The sequence below is a fragment of the Streptomyces sp. NPDC048623 genome, from assembly GCF_040650755.1.
Classification (GTDB): Bacteria; Actinomycetota; Actinomycetes; order Streptomycetales; family Streptomycetaceae; genus Streptomyces.
Genome location: NZ_JBEZHV010000008.1, coordinates 233382 through 249581, shown reverse-complemented (window position 1 = coordinate 249581; position 16200 = coordinate 233382). Strand labels below are relative to the sequence as shown.

The window sequence follows — 16200 nt, the reverse complement described above, 5'->3', positions numbered from 1 at the left end:
CCGGGTCCCGGAGGAACGGGCGGAACGGGTGTTCTTCTTGCGCGGGTTCACGGGAGCAGCCAGTCGATCGGGCGTTGCGAGGCGAGGTGGACGGCGGCCGTCACCGGCGTGCCGGAGTCGGCGGCCTCGGGGCCCGCCGGGGGCCGTGGCAGCCGGACCAGGACCGCGACCGGACTGCCCTGCCGGGTGAACTCGGCCGCGAGGCCGTCGTCGCCCAGGAAACCGCCGATCTGGGCCCGCGACTGGGGCACCCGGCCCACCGCGGCGACCTTGCCGCGCAGCGCCCCGTCGCCGCTCCGGCCCGGGCCGCGCACGGTCACCTCGACGGCGGCGCCCGTGCGGATCCCGGCGGCGTCGCCGGCCGGCACGTACAGCACGGCCACCAGCGGCTCGGCGGGGTCCGTGCCCCGCTCGACGGCCGCCACACCGGCGCCGGCCGTCAGGACGGCGCCGGTCCGTGCGTACAGCACGGCAAGCCGCCCCGCGGCCACCGCGCGCACCTGCCGGTCGCCGTCGGCGGTGCGGACGACGACCAGCGGATCACCCGCGGCGACCGTCCGGCCCTCGGCGGCGAGCACCTCGGTCACCTGGCCCGCGACCGGACTCTGCAGCAGATAGCGGCCCTCGGGGCGGGTGAGGATTCCGGCGGCGGGGAGTTTCGACGTCACCGTCCCGGTGAAAGCCCAGAATGCGGCGGTGGCCGTCACGAGCACCGTGACGGCGAGCACGAGCCGCCCCTGCGGGCGCGCGAAACGCACCGGCAGATCGAGTTCTTCGGGTGATTGCAGCTTGGAAAGAGCCTTTTGGCGAAACTGCATGGACGTGTTCCTTCGACCGCATTCGACCCGACCGTCTTTATCCGCCCGTCGTGCAAAGGGTGCGACGGGCGTCCGGTGGGCCGGGCGTCCTGGGGCGTTCATCGCTCCGAAGCGCCCGGCCCACCGTTCAGTCCGCTCAGAGACCGGCGACGCCGGTGTTCACCGAGACGCCGGTGATGCCGGTGACCAGGCTCGGGACGCCCTGCACGAGGCCCTCGACGTTCTGCACGGTCCGCAGGTCGCCGACGACGCCGAGCAGGTTGGTGACGTCGCCGCCCACGGCGCCGACGAGACCGCCCTGGACGCTGACGAGGCCGCCGGAGACGGCGTCGAGCTCGGTGTCGGCGATCTCACGGGTCTCGAGGTTGTTACGCATGAAAGCGCACCTTTCATCTGATGGGGGGAATCCACTGCCGCGGCGGGCCAGATCAAAGCACGCGAACGCCTTTGTGAGCCAATTCCGTTGACGCCCCGTCGGCGCCGGAACGCCGTCCCGGGCGGCCCGTCGTGCAGCTTGTTTCACGGAACACCGACACCTTCTCCCCAGGAACGGGTAACGCATTCGTGAGGCCCTTGGGCCCGGCAGGACGAACCGGGGTGAATTCCGACAGCGGCGCCGGGAGGGTGTGCCGGACCGGGGAACGGCGGGGGAGGGGCGGTTCAGGTCACGTACACAATGTGCAGGTTGTCGAAAGGCGCGGACGAGGGCACCGACGAGGTGCCCCGGGGCCCTCGTCCCACCTCCCCGCGACCCCCTACAACCACCCCGCCCGCTGCGCCTGCAGCGCCAGCTGGAAGCGGTTGGCCGCGCCCAGGCGGGCCATCAGGATCTGCAGACGGCGGAAGAGCGTGCGGCGGCTGACGCCGAGTTCGCGGGCGATGACCTCGTCGCTCGCGCCGCCCGCGAGCAGACGGAGCAGGCGCCGGTCGGCCGGCGGCAGGCCCGCCGGGCGGGCCGTGCGGCCGTGGAAGGGCAGGGCGCTCGTCCAGGACTGCTCGAAGAGGGCCACGAGGGCGGAGAGGAGGCCGCACGGCTGGACCACGAGCAGCGAGTTGACGACGTCCGCCTCGCGGATCGACAGCGACACCAGCGCATAGGCCTCGTCGATGATCAGAAGCTTCACCGGCACCGAGGGCAGGACCCGGGCCTGCTCGCCGGCCGCGATGGCCGGTTCGACGGCGTCGCGCAGATGGCCCGGGTGTTCCAGGGACTCGCGCGAGTAGACGACCCGCTGGCGCACACCGCGCGCGAGGGTGGCGAGGGCGTCGTCCGTGGCTCCGGGCAGCGGCACGTACGGCGGCGACTCGAACTGGCGGATCTGCTCCCGCGCGCTCGCCCAGGCGTGCCGCATCCGCGGCCCGATCGCGTCGCCGGTGACGACCTCGACCAGATCGTCGGTGTACGCGGCGAGCCGGTGGCGCCGGAACGACTCGAAAGCTCCGCCCACCGCGATCCGCGACTCCTCCAGCTCCGCGGCCCGGTGCCGGGCGAGCGCCTCCAGACCCGCCGCCGGCGGCACCGGCGCGACCACGTCCTCCGCGTCCCCGTCGCCCCCCGCCGCGCTGGCCAGGCCCGCGTCCACCAACTCCCCGTACGCCGCGGCCAGCTCCGCCCCGTCCAGACCCGCCGCCCGCCCGATGGCGCCGAGCGGCGCGGGCGCCGCGTCGAGCAGCGCCGCGTACACCCGCCCGGCGGCCGTCCCCAGGCCCAGCAGTCGCAGGGCCTCACCCAGTCTCGCGTTCGTCATGCCCCCCATTCTCGGCGCCACCCACCCCCTCCGTGTCCGATCCGTGCCACTGGCACTCCCGTGCACCCACGGGCCGCCGCGCGCACTACCGTCCGGGACGGACCGCACACCCACCGAAGCGGTCCCTCCACCCGGACGAAGGGGTACGACGTGGCCAAGGCCCGCAAGAACGGTCTCTACACGGGCATCTCCGAGGAGCTGTCCGCCCTGATGCGCACCGGCTGGGCGGACACCGAGCGGCACGACCTGACACCCGACCCGCAGGCCCCGTACGCCGCCCGCCGCCGGGCCGCGCTCTCCGCCCGGTTCCCCGGCGAGCGCCTGGTGATCCCCTCGGGCAACCTCAAGGCCCGCTCCAACGACGACACCTACCCCTTCCGCCCGTACTCCGGCTATGTGCACATGACCGGCGACCAGGCCCGCGACGGCGCCCTCGTCCTCGAACCCCGCGCGGACGGCGGCCACGACGCGTACTGCTACCAGCTCCCGCGCGACGCCCGCGACAACGACGAGTTCTGGATCGGCTACACCGCCGAGCTGTGGATGGGCCGCCGCCGCTCCCTCGCCGAGTCCGAGACCGTCCTCGGCCTGCCCTGCCGCGACGTCCGCACCGCCGCCGAGGACCTCGCCGCCTCCACCGCCCCCACCCGGATCGTCCGCGGCGTCGACCCGGTCCTGGAGGCCGCGGTCCGCAGCGACGAGACGCGCGACGACGAGCTGGAGGAGGCGCTGAGCGAGCTCCGCCTGATCAAGGACGAGTGGGAGACCGGCGAGATGCGCCGGGCCGTCGACTCCACCGTCCGCGGCTTCACCGACGCCGTCGCCGAACTCTCCCGCGCCGTCGAGACCTCCGAGCGCTGGATCGAGGGCACCTTCTACCGCCGCGCGCGCCTGGAGGGCAACTCCGTGGGCTACAGCTCCATCTGCGCCGCCGGCGAGCACGCCACGATCATGCACTGGACCACCAACGACGGCCCCGTCCGCCCCGGCGAGCTGCTGCTCCTCGACGCCGGCGTCGAGACCACCTCCCTCTACACCGCCGACGTCACCCGCACCCTCCCCATCAGCGGCACCTTCACCGCCGTGCAGCGGAAGGTCTACGACGCGGTGTACGAGGCCCAGTCGGCGGGCATGGCCGCCGTCAAGCCCGGCGCCGCCTACCGCGACTTCCACGAGGCCGCCCAGCGCCACCTCGCCGCCCGGCTCGTGGAGTGGGGCTTCATCGAGGGCCCCGCCGACCGCGCCTACGAACTCGGCCTCCAGCGCCGCTTCACCATGGCCGGCACCGGCCACATGCTCGGCCTCGACGTCCACGACTGCGCCCACGCCCGCACCGAGGAGTACGTCGGCGGCGTCCTGGAGCCCGGCATGGTGCTCACCGTCGAACCCGGGCTCTACTTCCAGGCCGACGACCTGACCGTCCCCGAGGAGTGGCGCGGCATCGGCGTCCGCATCGAGGACGACCTGCTCGTCACCGAGGACGGACACGAGAACCTGTCCGCCGCGCTGCCCCGTTCGGCCGACGAGGTCGAGGCCTGGATGGCCCGCGTCGCCGGCTGACCCGCACCGCCCGTTCCTCCACGCCCCGCCGCCCGTGCCCCGCACGGGTGGCGGCGCGCGAATGGTCGCCTTCACCGGTTGGAGCTAGGGTCGATACGTAGGCCATAGGTGCGCCGACGCTCCCGCGGTCGGGCGGATTTCGCAGCCCCACAGTCCCGCGGTGAAGGGACGGAGGGCGCGCGGAAGGAGCCGGCCATGACCCGAACACTGCGAGCGGCGATCACCGTCGCGGCAACCGCGGCGCTGTCGCTGAGTCTGGGCGCCTGCAGTTCCGACGCCGACCAGGCGACGAACACGGAGACGAGCGCGGCGCAGGCAGGCCAGGTGAAGATCGGCCTGCTGCTCCCGGAGAGCAAGACCACGCGGTACGAGAAGTTCGACCGCCCCTACATCGAGGCCAAGATCAAGGAACTGGCGCCCGGCGCCCAGATCGACTACTACAACGCGGCCGAGAGCCCCACCACCCAGCAGCAGCAGGTCAACACCGCGCTCGCCAAGGGTGACAAGGTGCTCATCCTGGACGCCGTGGACTCCAAGTCGATCCAGTCCTCGGTCCAGAAGGCCAACGCCGCGGGCGTGAAGGTCGTCGCCTACGACCGGCTCGCGCAGGGCCCGGTCGACTCCTATGTCTCGTACGACAACAAGAAGGTCGGCCAACTCCAGGGCCAGGCGCTCCTCGACGCCCTCGGCGACAAGGCCAAGAGCGGCGTGATCGTGATGCACAACGGGTCGCCCACCGACCCCAACGCCGCCGAGTTCAAGGCCGGCGCGCACTCCGTCCTCGACGGCAAGGTGAAGATCGGCAAGGAGTACGACACTCCCAACTGGGACCCGAACAACGCCAACCAGCAGATGTCCGGCGCCATCGCGGCCCTCGGCAAGGACAACATCGTCGGTGTCTACTCGGCCAACGACGGACTGGCCGCGGGCATCTCCACCGCCCTCCAGGCGGCCGGCCTGAGCGTGCCGCTCACCGGGCAGGACGCCCAGCTCGACGCGATCCAGCGGATCCTGATCGGCACGCAGACCATCACGGTGATGAAGCCGTACAAGCCCGAGGCCGACATCGCCGCCACGATGGCCGTCGACTTCGCCCAGGGCAAGCCGCTCACCAAGGACCTGATCCCGACCACCGTCACCAGCGGCAGCGGCAACAAGGTCCCGGCCAACCTGCTGACTCCGATCGTGGTCGACAAGACCAACATCGGCGACACCGTCGTGAAGCAGGGCCTCTACACGGTCGACGAGATCTGCACGCCGACGTACGAGGCCGCGTGCCAGCAGGCCGGTCTGAAGTAATCGCCCGGGAAACGGGCCTGGCAGGGGTCGGAGGCGGTCGCCGTGCCGGAAGCTGCTGTGCTGTCACTACGAGGGATCTCCAAGCGCTTCGGCGCGGTCCAGGCCCTGTCGGACTTCGACCTGGAGGTGCACGCCGGAGAAGTCGTCGCCCTCGTCGGCGACAACGGCGCCGGCAAGTCCACGGCCATCAAGGCGATCGCCGGGGTGAACCCGCCCGACGACGGCGTCATCGAATGGCAGGGCCGGCGGGTCTCGATCAACCGGCCCCACGACGCCCAGAACCTCGGCATCGCCACCGTCTACCAGGACCTCGCCCTGTGCGACAACCTCGACGTCGTCGGCAACCTGTTCCTCGGGCGGGAACTGCGCCGCTTCGGCGTGCTCGACGAGGTCCGCATGGAGAAGCGCTCCCGCGAACTGCTCGACACCCTCTCCATCCGCATCCCGTCGGTCCGCATCCCCGTCGCGTCCCTCTCCGGCGGCCAGCGCCAGACCGTGGCCATCGCCCGCTCGCTCATCGGCGACCCCCGTGTCGTCCTCCTCGACGAGCCCACCGCGGCGCTCGGCGTCGAACAGACCGCCGAGGTCCTCGACCTCGTCGAACGCCTCCGCGAGCACGGCCTCGGCACCATCCTCATCAGCCACAACATGGTCGACGTGATGGCCGTCGCCGACCGCATCGCGGTGCTCCGCCTCGGGCGCAACAACGGCTTCTTCGACCGGCGGTCCACCACCACCGAGGAGATCATCTCCGCCATCACCGGGGCCACCGAGAGCGCCGTGACCCGGCGTCAGGCCCGTATCCGCGAGGAGCGCGAGACGCGCGGGGAGGAGGACCTGCCATGAGCGGTGACCGCAAGCCCGGCGGGCCGGCCGGGCCCGAGCTGCCCGAGGACGCCGGTACCCCGGCACCCGCGCCCGAGGCCATGCCCGCCGTCGACACCCGCCTCATCGTCCGCGAGGAGGGACTGCGCGGCTACGTCGGCGAGTTCAAGCGCAAGATGCGCAGCGGCGAACTGGGCTCGCTGCCCGTCATCGTCGCCGTGATCATCATCTGGACGGTCTTCGGCAGCCTCGACAGCACCTTCCTGTCCGCGCAGAACCTCTCCGACCTCAGCCAGCAGATCGTCGGCACCGGCATGATCGCCGTCGGCATCGTCTTCGTCCTGCTGCTCGGCGAGATCGATCTGTCCGTCGGCTCCGTCAGCGGTCTGTGCGCCGCCATCTTCGCCGTGCTCAACGTCAACAACGGCATGAACGAATGGCTGGCGCTGCTCGTCGCGCTCGGCGGCGGCGCGGCCGTCGGCCTCATCCAGGGCTTCTTCTTCGCCAAGGTCGGCGTGCCGGCCTTCGTCGTCACCCTCGCCGGCAACCTCTTCTGGAACGGACTGATGCTCCAGGTGCTCGGCGCCACCGGCACCGTCAACATCCCCAGCGAGAGCATCGTCTCCAAGCTCTACTCGACCATCTTCCACAGCCCAGCCACCGCCTACATCACGGCAGCCGTGGGCGTCGGACTCTTCCTGCTCGCCTCGCTCCAGGACGCCCGGCGTCGGCAGGCCGCCCGGGTGCCGTTCCGGCCGATCGCCGAGATCGTGCTGCGTACGGTGGTCATCGCGGCCATCGCCTTCGCCACCGCGTACATCCTCAACCAGTACCAGGGCCTGCCGCTCGCCCTGCTGATCTTCCTGATCCTGCTCGTGCTGCTCGACTTCGTGCTGCGCCGCACCCGCTACGGACGCCAGATCTTCGCGGTCGGCGGCAACATCGAGGGCGCACGGCGGGCCGGCATCAGCGTGCCGTTCGTCCGGATGAGCGTCTTCACCATCGCCGGCACCATGGCCGCGGTCGGCGGCATCTTCCTCGCCGGGCAGATCCAGTCCGCGAGCCAGACCTCCGGCGGCGGCAACCTGCTGATGAACGTCATCGCCGCCGCCGTCATCGGCGGCACCAGCCTGTTCGGCGGACGCGGCTCGGTGTGGTCCGCGCTGCTCGGCGCGCTGGTCATCGGCTCGATCCAGTCCGGCATGAACATCATGGGCGTCAGCAACGCCGTCCAGTTCATGATCACCGGATCCGTGCTGCTCGCCGCCGTGGTCGTCGACTCCCTGTCCCGGCGCAGCCAGAAGGCCGCGGGACGCGCCTGAGCGGCGCCGCCCCGCGACCCGGTGGGACCCTGGTGGCTCAGGGCTGCTGGAAGCGCACCTCCGGGTGCAGCGGGCTCGGCCCGGTGAGCAGCGGCTGCGGCCGGTCGCGCAAGCGCTCGTCGAAGAACGCGCCGACATAGGCGCGGGTCACGGCGAGCGCCCGGTCGGCCGGGATGGTGGCGCCCTCGTCCGGCACGTCGAGGCCACGCAACAGCACGGGGGCGTCGGTGAAGGTGAAGTGGTTGGCGCCGGACACCGTCAGCCAGCGTTTGAAGCCGCCGAGCGCCTTCCAGGTGGTGTCCCAGCTGGTGTCGACACCGCCCGGCCGGTGCATCTCGTCGTCGGTGCCCAGGAACATGAACGCCCGCCCGCCGAGCCCGTCGGCCGGAAGGGTGTCCCAGAACGCGCCGTCCATGTTCACCCCGGCGTCGATCCGCCGGTCCGCGACCATCGCGGTGGCGGCGGCCGCGCCGCCGATCGAGTGCCCGGCCATCCCGATCCGGGCCGGGTCGATGGTCCGCGCGTACGGCCAGGTGGCGACGGCCCGCGGTCCGGTCAGCCGGTCCAGGAGGAAGCGCACGTCCGCCGCCCGCACGGCCGTGACGTCGGCGCCCTTGATCTTCCCTTCATGCATCTGCGTACAGGCCACGCAGGTCAGAGCCGGCCCGCCCGGCACGGACATGCCCGAGTTCTCGTAGGCGTGATCGACCGACGCGACGACATAGCCGTGCGAGGCGAGGTCGGTGGCGAGGCTCGTGAGCAGGAACCGGGGCACCCCGAAGCCCGGCGAGAGGACCACGAGCGGATGCTTCCCGGGCGCGAGCCGCACGTCCCTCCCGCTGTACGTGTCGATCCCGGCCAGCGCGCGGATGTCGGCCGGGTCGGTCTTCTCCAGGCCCACCAGGACGAGCCGGGCCTCCTCCTCGGTCGCGTACGGAGCGGGCGCGCCGCCCCGGGCCGTGCGGGCCGCCGGATAGTGGACAGTCACCATCAGCTCCCGCGCGCCCGCCGAGGGCACGTACGGGTCGGTGCGGGACCGGTCGACGAGATGAAGGACGGAGGCGCCCACGCCGAACGCGCCGGTCGGTGCCGGGAGCCGGATCGCCGTGGCCGGGGCGGCCGGGGCGACTGGGGCGACTGGGGCGGAGAGGGAGACGGACGGCGCGGGGCTCGCCGCGGCGGCGGGCAGCGCGGTCGCGGGTAAGGCGACCGCGCAGGCGAGGAGGGCGGCCGTGGCCGCCCGGGTGAAGGTGATCATGCCGAGGACGCTACGGCGTCCCGCGCCCGCCCCGCGTCCGACCACGGTCGGAGTCCGGCGGCCCGGCGTAGACCCCCGGTCGGACCGTTTCCTCCGCCTGCGGATGCGGGCGGTGAGCGGGTCCGGGATGCTGGACGGACCAGGGGGGCCGTCCGAGGAGGGCCGCGATGTCCGTGATGGACAAGCTCAAGCAGATGCTCAAGGGGCACGAGGACCAGGCCGGGAAGGCCGTCGACAAGGCCGGCGACATGGTCGATGACAAGACCCAGGGCAAGTACAGCAGCCAGGTCGACACGGCCCAGGAGAAGCTCAAGGAACAGCTCGGCGGTACCGACGACCCGAAGCAGCCGCCCCAGCAGTAGCGAGCCGCGGCGCACCACCCCCACCGCCCCGGCCGGGCCTCGGCGCCCGGCCGGGGCGGTGGCCTGTCCGCCCGTACCCCTCCCGTACTCCGCCCTTCGTGTCAAAGCCGCACAGAACGGGAATCCTTCTCTCAGGACGCTCGACCGACGGACCCCGCCGCCCGCTCCGGCCGACGGCGCAGGCCCACCGCCCCGTCGAAGGAGCCCCATGTCCGCGCGCCACACCCATGCGACCACCCGAGCCCCGGATCTCGCCCCCGCCCCCGGCCCCGCTCCCGGCTCCGGCGCCGCGACCCGCCGCGCCGCCCTGGACGGACTGCCCGAGATCGACCGGCCCACCCGGGTGTCCACCGACGCGGCCCAGGCGCTGTCCGGCGCCCTGCTCGCCCGGCTGCGGCAGCTGGAGCCGGGCACGCCCGCCCACGCCTACGTCCGCAACACCCTCGTCGAGCTCAACCTCAGCCTCGTACGGTTCGCCGCCCGACGCTTCCGCAACCGGCCCGAGCAGCGCGAGGACATCGTCCAGGTCGGCACCATCGGACTGATCAAGGCCATCGACCGCTTCGACCCGGAGCGCGGCATCGAGTTCTCGGCCTTCGCGCTGCCCACCGTCGTCGGCGAGATGAAGCGCTTCTTCCGGGACACCAGCTGGGCCGTACGGGTGCCCCGCCGCCTCCAGGAACTCCGGATCGACCTGGCGAGGGCCGGCGACCTGCTCGAACAGCGCGACGGTCACCGGCCCAGCCGCGCCGAGGTCGCCGCCCATCTGCACCTCACCGTCGAACGGGTCGCCGAGGGCGAGCTCGCCGCCCACGGCTACACCGCCCGCTCCCTGGACGTCTCGCTCTCCGAGGACGACGACACCCCGCCGCTCGTCTCGCGGCGCCTGGCCGCCCCGGAACCCTCGTACGAGCTCGTCGAGGACCTCGCCGCGCTCAAGCCGCTCATCGCCCGACTGGGCGAACGCGACCGGCGCATTCTGTCCCTGCGCTTCGGCCAGGAGCTCACCCAGGCCCAGATAGGCGAACGCCTGGGCCTCTCCCAGATGCACATCTCCCGGCTGCTCAACCGGATCCTGGACGAGCTGAGGGCCGGTCTGCTCGCCGACGACGGCCCGCTCGCCCCGCCCCACCGGGCCTGAGGGCCTGCCGGGGCCCGCGACGGCGCCGCGCGCCGGACGTCTTCCGACACGCCGCACGAAAGGGTGCATCCGGCATGCTTCTCCGCATACTGGGTGAGCCGCCGTCTGCCCCGCACATGCCGTCCGGGCATGCCGCGAGGCGGGGGCGGGCCACCGGGCGGCGGAAGGAGAACGTCATGCTCATCAGCCACGCCTTCGAGGACGGCGTCCTGCACGTTTCGCTCCTGCGCGACCTCGACGTCACCAGCAGGGCCGCGGCCTTCCTGCAGACCGAGGCGCTGCTCCTCGCGCACCGGCCCCGGCTCGTCCGGGTCCAGCTCCCCACCGCCGACCCGTCCCCGGCCTCGCTCAGCGCGCTGTCCCGGGCCCGCCGCCTCTGCGAGACCCTCGGCATCCCGCTCACCGTCGTCGGCCCGGTCCGCCCGGCCCACACGCCGCCACCGCACCCGACGGCGGCGTAGGGGCCGGGTCCTGCCACGCCGGGCCGTTCACACCACGCTACGAGGCATCCCGTACGGTCCCGGTGAACTCCGCGCCCGGCACCTGCCGCCAGTCGCCGTCGTACGTGAAGGACACCGCCCGCAGCGACTCGGCCGGCTCCGCGGTCCCGTCCTTCACGGTCGGCATCCGCACCTCCGCCGTCGTCTCCCCGGCCGGCACGGCGAACGCCGCGTACGCGTCCGGGTACTCAGGCCGTGACAGCGGCCGCGCCGGATCGGGCACCGAGCCGTACGTGTCGCGCACCCACTCCGGATCGAAGTCCGCCGTGGACAGCTCCGGGGCGCCGCCGGCCGGCGGCAGGAAGGTGAAGCCGCCCATGACGTCGGCGTCGGCGGGCGCCGACAGGGTCACCCGCCACACCAGCGGCTGCCCCTCGGCCACCCGGTCCGCGACGGGCGTCACCCGCACGGCGGGCATGGGATCGTCGTCGCGCACCGTCACGCCGCCCTTGTGGGAGCCGACCACGGCACCGCGCACCGCCTTCACGAACGCGTCGTGCGTCACGTCCCAGCCGTACCGCGTGTTGCCCTCCACCGGCACCCGGACATCGATGTCCCGGTGCCCCGGCCGGACCGTCACCACACGGGAGGTGAAGCCCTCGGCGCCGGGCTTCGGCGTGAACAGCCGCACCTGGCCGCTGCCCGTGCCGGAGACCCGTACCGGCACACGGTAGGTCCGTACGCCCGAGTCGCCCTCGTCGACCGTGAGCCGGCCGATGTCGACACGCGGCAGCGCGGCCGGGCGCACCGCCGGCAGACCGGGGTGCCAGGCCCAGGAGTCCACGAGCCACGCGCGGCCGGCGGCGGTGCGCGGGGTGAGGACGAGCGCGGCGGTCTTGCCCAGGTCGAGGTGCGCCCGCGCGGCCGGGGCCAGCGGTACGCGGACCTCGCGCGCCCAGTACGAGGAGGTGCGCCCACTGCCCGGCAGCCCGTCCACCCGCACCCGGCCGAGGCTCGCGCGGCGGCCCGCGGCGTCGGTCACGGCCACGTCGAGATCGGTGCCCCGGCTGTTCGGCGGCACGATCACCCGCAGGGCCAGGGACTCGGCGCCCGCGAGGGACACCGGCCGCGCAGAACGCACCGTGACCGGCGTGCCGTTACGGCTCCACCGCAGGGCCACGGCGTCGCGCCCCGGCTCGGGCGAGGTCTCCCAGAACGCGAAGTGCGGGGACCTGCCGCCCGCGTCGGGGGACCCCTCGTCGGGGGACAGACAGGACCGGGCCGCGTCGGTGTCGATCTGCGCGCACAGCCGGCCCGCGCCCGACACGGCGAGTGCCGCCCCCGCGTCCGGCGAGCCGGGCACGAAGGCCGGGGTGCGGCCCGCACCGACGGCATGGGTGAGGACCCGGGCCGGACCGGCCGACGGCGCCCGCCTGCCGCTGCCGTCGAGCAGCGGCCGCACCCGGTCGTCGCCCGCCACGAACAGGCGTGCCGCCGCCGCGATGTAGGCGGCGCCCGCGGTCTGCTGCTGCGGGGCGGTCAGTCGCGTACGGGTACCGGGGGAGCAGACCGGGTCGGGCTCGTCCTCGCCCGGCCCCGATCCCCACCCCGACCCGAAGTCGTCCACGGCCGGCGCCTGCGCCTGGCCAGGCGTCCACTCGCTGTTGAAGAAGTTGTGGTTGGCGCCGACCACGTACACCGCGCTGTGCAGCGCCGTGCCCCGGCCGACCCCGCGCGTGCCGTCCAGGTACATCTGCCCCTGGAGGTCGGACACATCGCCGTCGCAGCCGGGCAGGATCGTCATCGACGGCACGTCGGGCACCGGGTTCTGGCCGAAGATCGTCGGCCCGATGAGGACGTCGCCGCGGATCTTCCAGCGCACCGGACCCCGGTAGCCGTCCTGGTCGGCGGGCGGCGCGGACAGGCTGTCGAGCGCCGCCCGGTTCACTCCCTCGCCGCCCCGCGAGTGGCCGACGAGCAGGACGCGGGAGAGATCGGCGGCGGCAGCCGCCTTCCGCACCTCCGCCGGCGCCTTGTCGGTGTGCGCACCCCACTCCGCCCAGCGGGCGAGGTGCAGCCGCACCAGCGAGGAACGGGCCTGCGCGCCGCCGTCGTCGGCCTGGTGGTCCTGCCCGTTGACGCCGTTCGCGGACACGGACAGCGTCACGTACCCCTGCGAGGCGAGCAGCCGCTGCGCCGCCCCGTACCCCTGATGGCTGGGAACGGGCCGCATGCCCGCCGGGCAGGGCCACGCGCCCGACTCCTGGTCGCTGCCGGGCTTGTAGCAGGTGCCGTGCCGCCCGTGCAGGAACAGCGCCACCGGGCGCTTCCCCGGCGCGCCGGCCGGCGCCACCACCGCGGCCCGCATCTCGACCGGCTCGGGGAAGCCGGGCAGCCGTACGGGCTTCAGCGCGTACTCGCCGGCGACGGTGCGGTACGGGCCGGGCGCGCCCGGGTCCACGGGGTTGGCGGGCAGCGGGGCCTCGGGCCGTGCCGCCGGGGCCTGGGGCCGCAGACGCGGGGCGGCGGCGGAGGGTCCGGCGTGGTCGGCGGCGTCGGCGGAGGCGTCGAGCCTTCGTCCGCCCGCCGTCACGCTCAGCCTCGCATCCCCCAACTGCGCGTCTTCCAGCGGGAGTCGGAACGTCCGCCCGTCCGGCCCGGCCACCGGATGGCCGAGGAGCCGCCCGCCGTCCCGGAACTCGACCCGGGCGTTGCCCATCGGCACGGCCTCCCCGGCCGTCCACACCAACTGCCGTTCCGCACCGGCCCCGACGATCCGCCATCCCTCGGGCAGTCGCGGCGCCGCGGCGACCGCCGTCCCGTCCGGTGCCGGCTGTCCGTACGCGAGCCCCGGCGACACACCCGCCAGGGCCAGAAGCGTCACGGCGGTGGTCACGCCGCGTGTGACACGTATCAAAGTGCTCTTCCTCACGATCGTTCTCGTCGACACGGGCCACCGGCACCCCCGGTACGCCGGGCCCTTCCTGCCCCGGGAGGACGGGGGAGGGAGAGACGGGGTTGCCCGGCGGGGGAGGTGTGGCCGGTTCTGGTGCTCAGGGCGTGGGGCAAAACGGACTATGTCCGACTATGAGTACCGAATACCGGAATGCCGAGGTGATTCCTGAAGGGGGTAATTATCGCCAGAATGGCGGTCAGCTGGAGCGGGTGATGTGGGTCACGGCATTTCGGCCGCGGCAAGGCTTCCGGAATGCTGTCGAAGCGTCAGGAACGGGTGGCCGGAAAAGGGTTGAAGGGGTCGCGGGAAACGTCCGGAATGATCCTTTCGTGTTTATCGGTAGATCGATTCCGTGTGATGAATTCCTGCCTTGTTTTCGATATTTGTCTTCGCATACGGTCGCCCCGAAACCGGACGGAAACGCCGAATCCTGCCGCCGCCCGGTCGACCGCACTCACACCCTTCCGGCAGGAGCGGGGGACCCAGGTTTGCCGCCGGTCCCGGTCTCCGGGCACGGCTCGGGGTGAAGCCGCGCTGCGCGCGGCCGGGCATCTCCTGCCCGAACCCGACAGCTCACCTCGCAGGCGAAGGAGAGGAACTCGCCATGCGTGGACCCGGCAAGCACCGTCGCCCCAAGAACACCCCGCTCGCCCGCGGCATCGCCCTCGTCGGCCTCACCGGCAGCGCCGCGCTCGCGCTGCCCCTGGCCGGTGCCACCACGGCCGGTGCGGCGACGCCGCAGGCCGAAACCTCCGTCGCAGTGGCAAAGCAGACGGCTCGGATCACCGTGCAGTCGGCCCCGGCGGCCGTGAAGGCGGCACCGCTGACGTATTCCGTCGTCGCCGGTGACTCGCTTTACAAGATCGCGCAGAAGCACGGGGTCCGGGGCGGCTGGAAGAAGCTCTACAAGGACAACCGGAGCGTCGTCGGCGCCGACCCGCGCCTCATCCACCCGGGCCAGAAGCTCTCCGTCTCCGGAAAGGCCGTCGCCGCCAAGACCGGTGCCGTCAAGGCCGGTGCCCGCAAGAGCGGCGCCGCCACCGGTGCCGCCGCCTCCGCCCCGGTGAAGACGGTCCGGTCGAAGACGGTCCAGGCCGTCGCGACCTCGGCCGGTTCCGCCACCTCCGCCGCTTCCGCGACGTCCGCCGGGTACACGTACGCCGACAACCTCGAGGGCTGGATCCGCGAGTCGCTCGACATCATGGCCCGCGAGGGCATTCCCGGCACCTTCGACGGCATCTACCGCAACGTCATGCGCGAGTCCTCCGGCAACCCGCAGGCCATCAACAACTGGGACTCCAACGCCCTCGCCGGCACCCCCTCCAAGGGCCTGCTCCAGGTGATCGACCCCACCTTCCGCGCCTACCACGTCGCCGGCACCTCCTTCGACCCCTTCGACCCGGTCGCCAACATCACCGCGGCCTGCAACTACGCCGCCGACCGCTACGGCTCCATCGACAACGTCTTCGGCGCCTACTGACGGGACCCGCCGCCCGCGGGTGCCGGACCCACCGGCACCCGCGGGCGGCGTCCGCCCGAAACCCCGCCCGAAACCCCGCCCGAAACCCGTGAAACCGTCCGGGCGTCTTCTCCGTCCTCTCCTGCGGGAGTCGTCAGGAGAATCGGGGAGTGGGCACCACATGGGGCTGAAGGGCAAGTACACGGCGCACATAGCCGCCGTCGCGTCGGCGGTCGCACTGAGTCTGGCGGCCTGGGGGACCGCCGTACTGACGGACAGTGAGGCCGAGGCGTCGTCAGGGGCGGGGGCCGGGGCCGGGCAGGAGCGGCAGGTGCCGCCCACCGAGGAGGGCAAGGGCCCGGCGAAGGTGACGCCGGTGAAGGTGCCCGAGAGCATCGTGCACGCCGCCGAGGCGGGCGGGAAGGCGGTGAACATCACCATCGACGACGGTCCCGACCCGCGGTGGACGCCCCAGATACTCGACGTCCTCAGGGAGAACGACGTCAAGGCCGTGTTCTGCATCGTCGGGCAGCGGGCCAAGGAGTACCCCCAGCTGGTGAAGCGGGTCGTCGCCGAGGGGCACAAGCTCTGCGACCACACCATGGACCACGACACGACCATGGACCGCAAGCCGTTCGCGTACCAGAAGCAGCAGATCCTCGACGCCAAGCGCCTGATCGAGGAGGCCGCCGGGGGCGCGAAGATCGAGTACTACCGGGCGCCGGGCGGTGCGTTCACCCCGGACAGCCGGAAGCTCGCCGCGGGCGAGGGCATGCGCCCGCTCGGCTGGAACGTGGACACCAAGGACTTCGAGCGGCCGGGAGCCGGCGTCATCGTCAACACGGTGAAGAGCGAGCTGTCCAACGGCCCGACGATCCTCTTCCACGACGGCGGCGGCGAACGCAGCCAGACGGTCGCGGCCCTGCGCGAGGTGCTGCCCTGGCTCAAGTCCCAGGGCCACCCCACGAGTTTCCCCGTGCGCACCGCGCCCTGACATCCGTTCGACCCCGTA

At 72.8% G+C, this 16200-nt stretch carries 14 protein-coding genes and 1 riboswitch; of the genes, 9 read left to right on the top strand and 5 right to left on the bottom strand.

The features are described from left to right. Nucleotides 1–47: 47 nt before the first annotated feature. From AB0C73_RS14940 to AB0C73_RS14930, 3 genes are all read right to left on the bottom strand, one after another. The gene (locus AB0C73_RS14940; protein ID WP_362529216.1) at nt 48–818 is read right to left on the bottom strand and encodes an HlyD family efflux transporter periplasmic adaptor subunit; all 771 of its coding nucleotides are present in this window, start codon (nt 816–818) and stop codon (nt 48–50) included. Nucleotides 819–954: 136 nt separating this feature from the next. Then, nucleotides 955–1194 (bottom strand): hypothetical protein, encoded by a 240-nt coding sequence (locus tag AB0C73_RS14935; RefSeq protein ID WP_362529215.1) that lies wholly within the window; start codon nt 1192–1194, stop codon nt 955–957. 379 nt (nt 1195–1573) lie between these two features. Beyond that, nucleotides 1574–2566 (bottom strand): helix-turn-helix transcriptional regulator, encoded by a 993-nt coding sequence (locus AB0C73_RS14930; protein WP_362529212.1) that lies wholly within the window; start codon nt 2564–2566, stop codon nt 1574–1576. 150 nt (nt 2567–2716) lie between these two features. On the opposite strand from AB0C73_RS14930, the gene AB0C73_RS14925 reads away from it, so the two are divergent. The 4 genes from AB0C73_RS14925 (at nt 2717) to AB0C73_RS14910 (ending at nt 7572) form a co-directional block, all read left to right on the top strand. Next, nucleotides 2717–4126, top strand: coding sequence for an aminopeptidase P family protein (locus tag AB0C73_RS14925; RefSeq protein ID WP_362529211.1), 1410 nt, complete (start codon nt 2717–2719; stop codon nt 4124–4126). Between the two features lie 195 nt (nt 4127–4321). Then, entirely contained in the window at nt 4322–5425 is a 1104-nt protein-coding gene (locus tag AB0C73_RS14920) for a substrate-binding domain-containing protein (RefSeq protein WP_362529209.1), read from the top strand. 42 nt (nt 5426–5467) lie between these two features. Then, a complete protein-coding gene (locus AB0C73_RS14915; protein ID WP_362529206.1) occupies nt 5468–6271 on the top strand; it encodes an ATP-binding cassette domain-containing protein in 804 nt (267 codons plus the stop codon). Further along, the gene (locus tag AB0C73_RS14910; protein WP_362529203.1) at nt 6268–7572 is read left to right on the top strand and encodes a sugar ABC transporter permease; all 1305 of its coding nucleotides are present in this window, start codon (nt 6268–6270) and stop codon (nt 7570–7572) included. Before AB0C73_RS14915 ends, AB0C73_RS14910 begins: the two co-directional genes overlap by 4 nt. A 37-nt stretch (nt 7573–7609) precedes the next feature. On the opposite strand, the gene AB0C73_RS14905 is transcribed toward AB0C73_RS14910, so the two are convergent. Next, entirely contained in the window at nt 7610–8830 is a 1221-nt protein-coding gene (locus AB0C73_RS14905; RefSeq protein ID WP_362529201.1) for an alpha/beta hydrolase, read from the bottom strand. Between the two features lie 167 nt (nt 8831–8997). On the opposite strand from AB0C73_RS14905, the gene AB0C73_RS14900 reads away from it, so the two are divergent. The 3 genes from AB0C73_RS14900 to AB0C73_RS14890 all read left to right on the top strand — a co-directional run bounded on the left by AB0C73_RS14900 (nt 8998) and on the right by AB0C73_RS14890 (nt 10794). Continuing rightward, entirely contained in the window at nt 8998–9192 is a 195-nt protein-coding gene (locus AB0C73_RS14900) for an antitoxin (protein WP_362529198.1), read from the top strand. A gap of 208 nt (nt 9193–9400) precedes the next feature. Further along, a complete protein-coding gene (locus tag AB0C73_RS14895; protein WP_362529196.1) occupies nt 9401–10333 on the top strand; it encodes a SigB/SigF/SigG family RNA polymerase sigma factor in 933 nt (310 codons plus the stop codon). 176 nt (nt 10334–10509) lie between these two features. Continuing rightward, on the top strand, nt 10510–10794 hold the full coding sequence (locus AB0C73_RS14890; protein WP_362529193.1) for a hypothetical protein: 285 nt from the start codon (nt 10510–10512) through the stop codon (nt 10792–10794). A gap of 37 nt (nt 10795–10831) precedes the next feature. On the opposite strand, the gene AB0C73_RS14885 is transcribed toward AB0C73_RS14890, so the two are convergent. Further along, on the bottom strand, nt 10832–13690 hold the full coding sequence (locus AB0C73_RS14885; protein ID WP_362529190.1) for a hypothetical protein: 2859 nt from the start codon (nt 13688–13690) through the stop codon (nt 10832–10834). A gap of 486 nt (nt 13691–14176) precedes the next feature. Beyond that, a riboswitch (cyclic di-AMP (ydaO/yuaA leader) is annotated at nt 14177–14329 on the top strand. A gap of 4 nt (nt 14330–14333) precedes the next feature. Between AB0C73_RS14885 and AB0C73_RS14880 the strand changes: the two genes are divergently transcribed. Further along, nucleotides 14334–15209: a transglycosylase SLT domain-containing protein gene (locus AB0C73_RS14880; protein ID WP_362529187.1), complete on the top strand. Its 876-nt coding sequence runs from the start codon at nt 14334–14336 to the stop codon at nt 15207–15209. 160 nt (nt 15210–15369) lie between these two features. Beyond that, entirely contained in the window at nt 15370–16182 is an 813-nt protein-coding gene (locus AB0C73_RS14875; RefSeq protein ID WP_362529185.1) for a polysaccharide deacetylase family protein, read from the top strand. Nucleotides 16183–16200: the final 18 nt, after the last annotated feature.

Excerpts from the sequence above, each read along its gene's own strand:
- AB0C73_RS14940 (WP_362529216.1), bottom strand. The coding sequence starts at position 818 with ATGCAGTTTCGCCAAAAGGCTCTTTCCAAGCTGCAATCACCCGAAGAA.
- AB0C73_RS14935 (WP_362529215.1), bottom strand. The coding sequence starts at position 1,194 with ATGCGTAACAACCTCGAGACCCGTGAGATCGCCGACACCGAGCTCGAC.
- AB0C73_RS14930 (WP_362529212.1), bottom strand. The coding sequence starts at position 2,566 with ATGACGAACGCGAGACTGGGTGAGGCCCTGCGACTGCTGGGCCTGGGG.
- AB0C73_RS14920 (WP_362529209.1), top strand. The coding sequence starts at position 4,322 with ATGACCCGAACACTGCGAGCGGCGATCACCGTCGCGGCAACCGCGGCG.
- AB0C73_RS14910 (WP_362529203.1), top strand. The coding sequence starts at position 6,268 with ATGAGCGGTGACCGCAAGCCCGGCGGGCCGGCCGGGCCCGAGCTGCCC.
- AB0C73_RS14905 (WP_362529201.1), bottom strand. The coding sequence starts at position 8,830 with ATGATCACCTTCACCCGGGCGGCCACGGCCGCCCTCCTCGCCTGCGCG.
- AB0C73_RS14900 (WP_362529198.1), top strand. The coding sequence starts at position 8,998 with ATGTCCGTGATGGACAAGCTCAAGCAGATGCTCAAGGGGCACGAGGAC.
- AB0C73_RS14895 (WP_362529196.1), top strand. The coding sequence starts at position 9,401 with ATGTCCGCGCGCCACACCCATGCGACCACCCGAGCCCCGGATCTCGCC.
- AB0C73_RS14890 (WP_362529193.1), top strand. The coding sequence starts at position 10,510 with ATGCTCATCAGCCACGCCTTCGAGGACGGCGTCCTGCACGTTTCGCTC.
- AB0C73_RS14880 (WP_362529187.1), top strand. The coding sequence starts at position 14,334 with ATGCGTGGACCCGGCAAGCACCGTCGCCCCAAGAACACCCCGCTCGCC.
- AB0C73_RS14875 (WP_362529185.1), top strand. The coding sequence starts at position 15,370 with ATGGGGCTGAAGGGCAAGTACACGGCGCACATAGCCGCCGTCGCGTCG.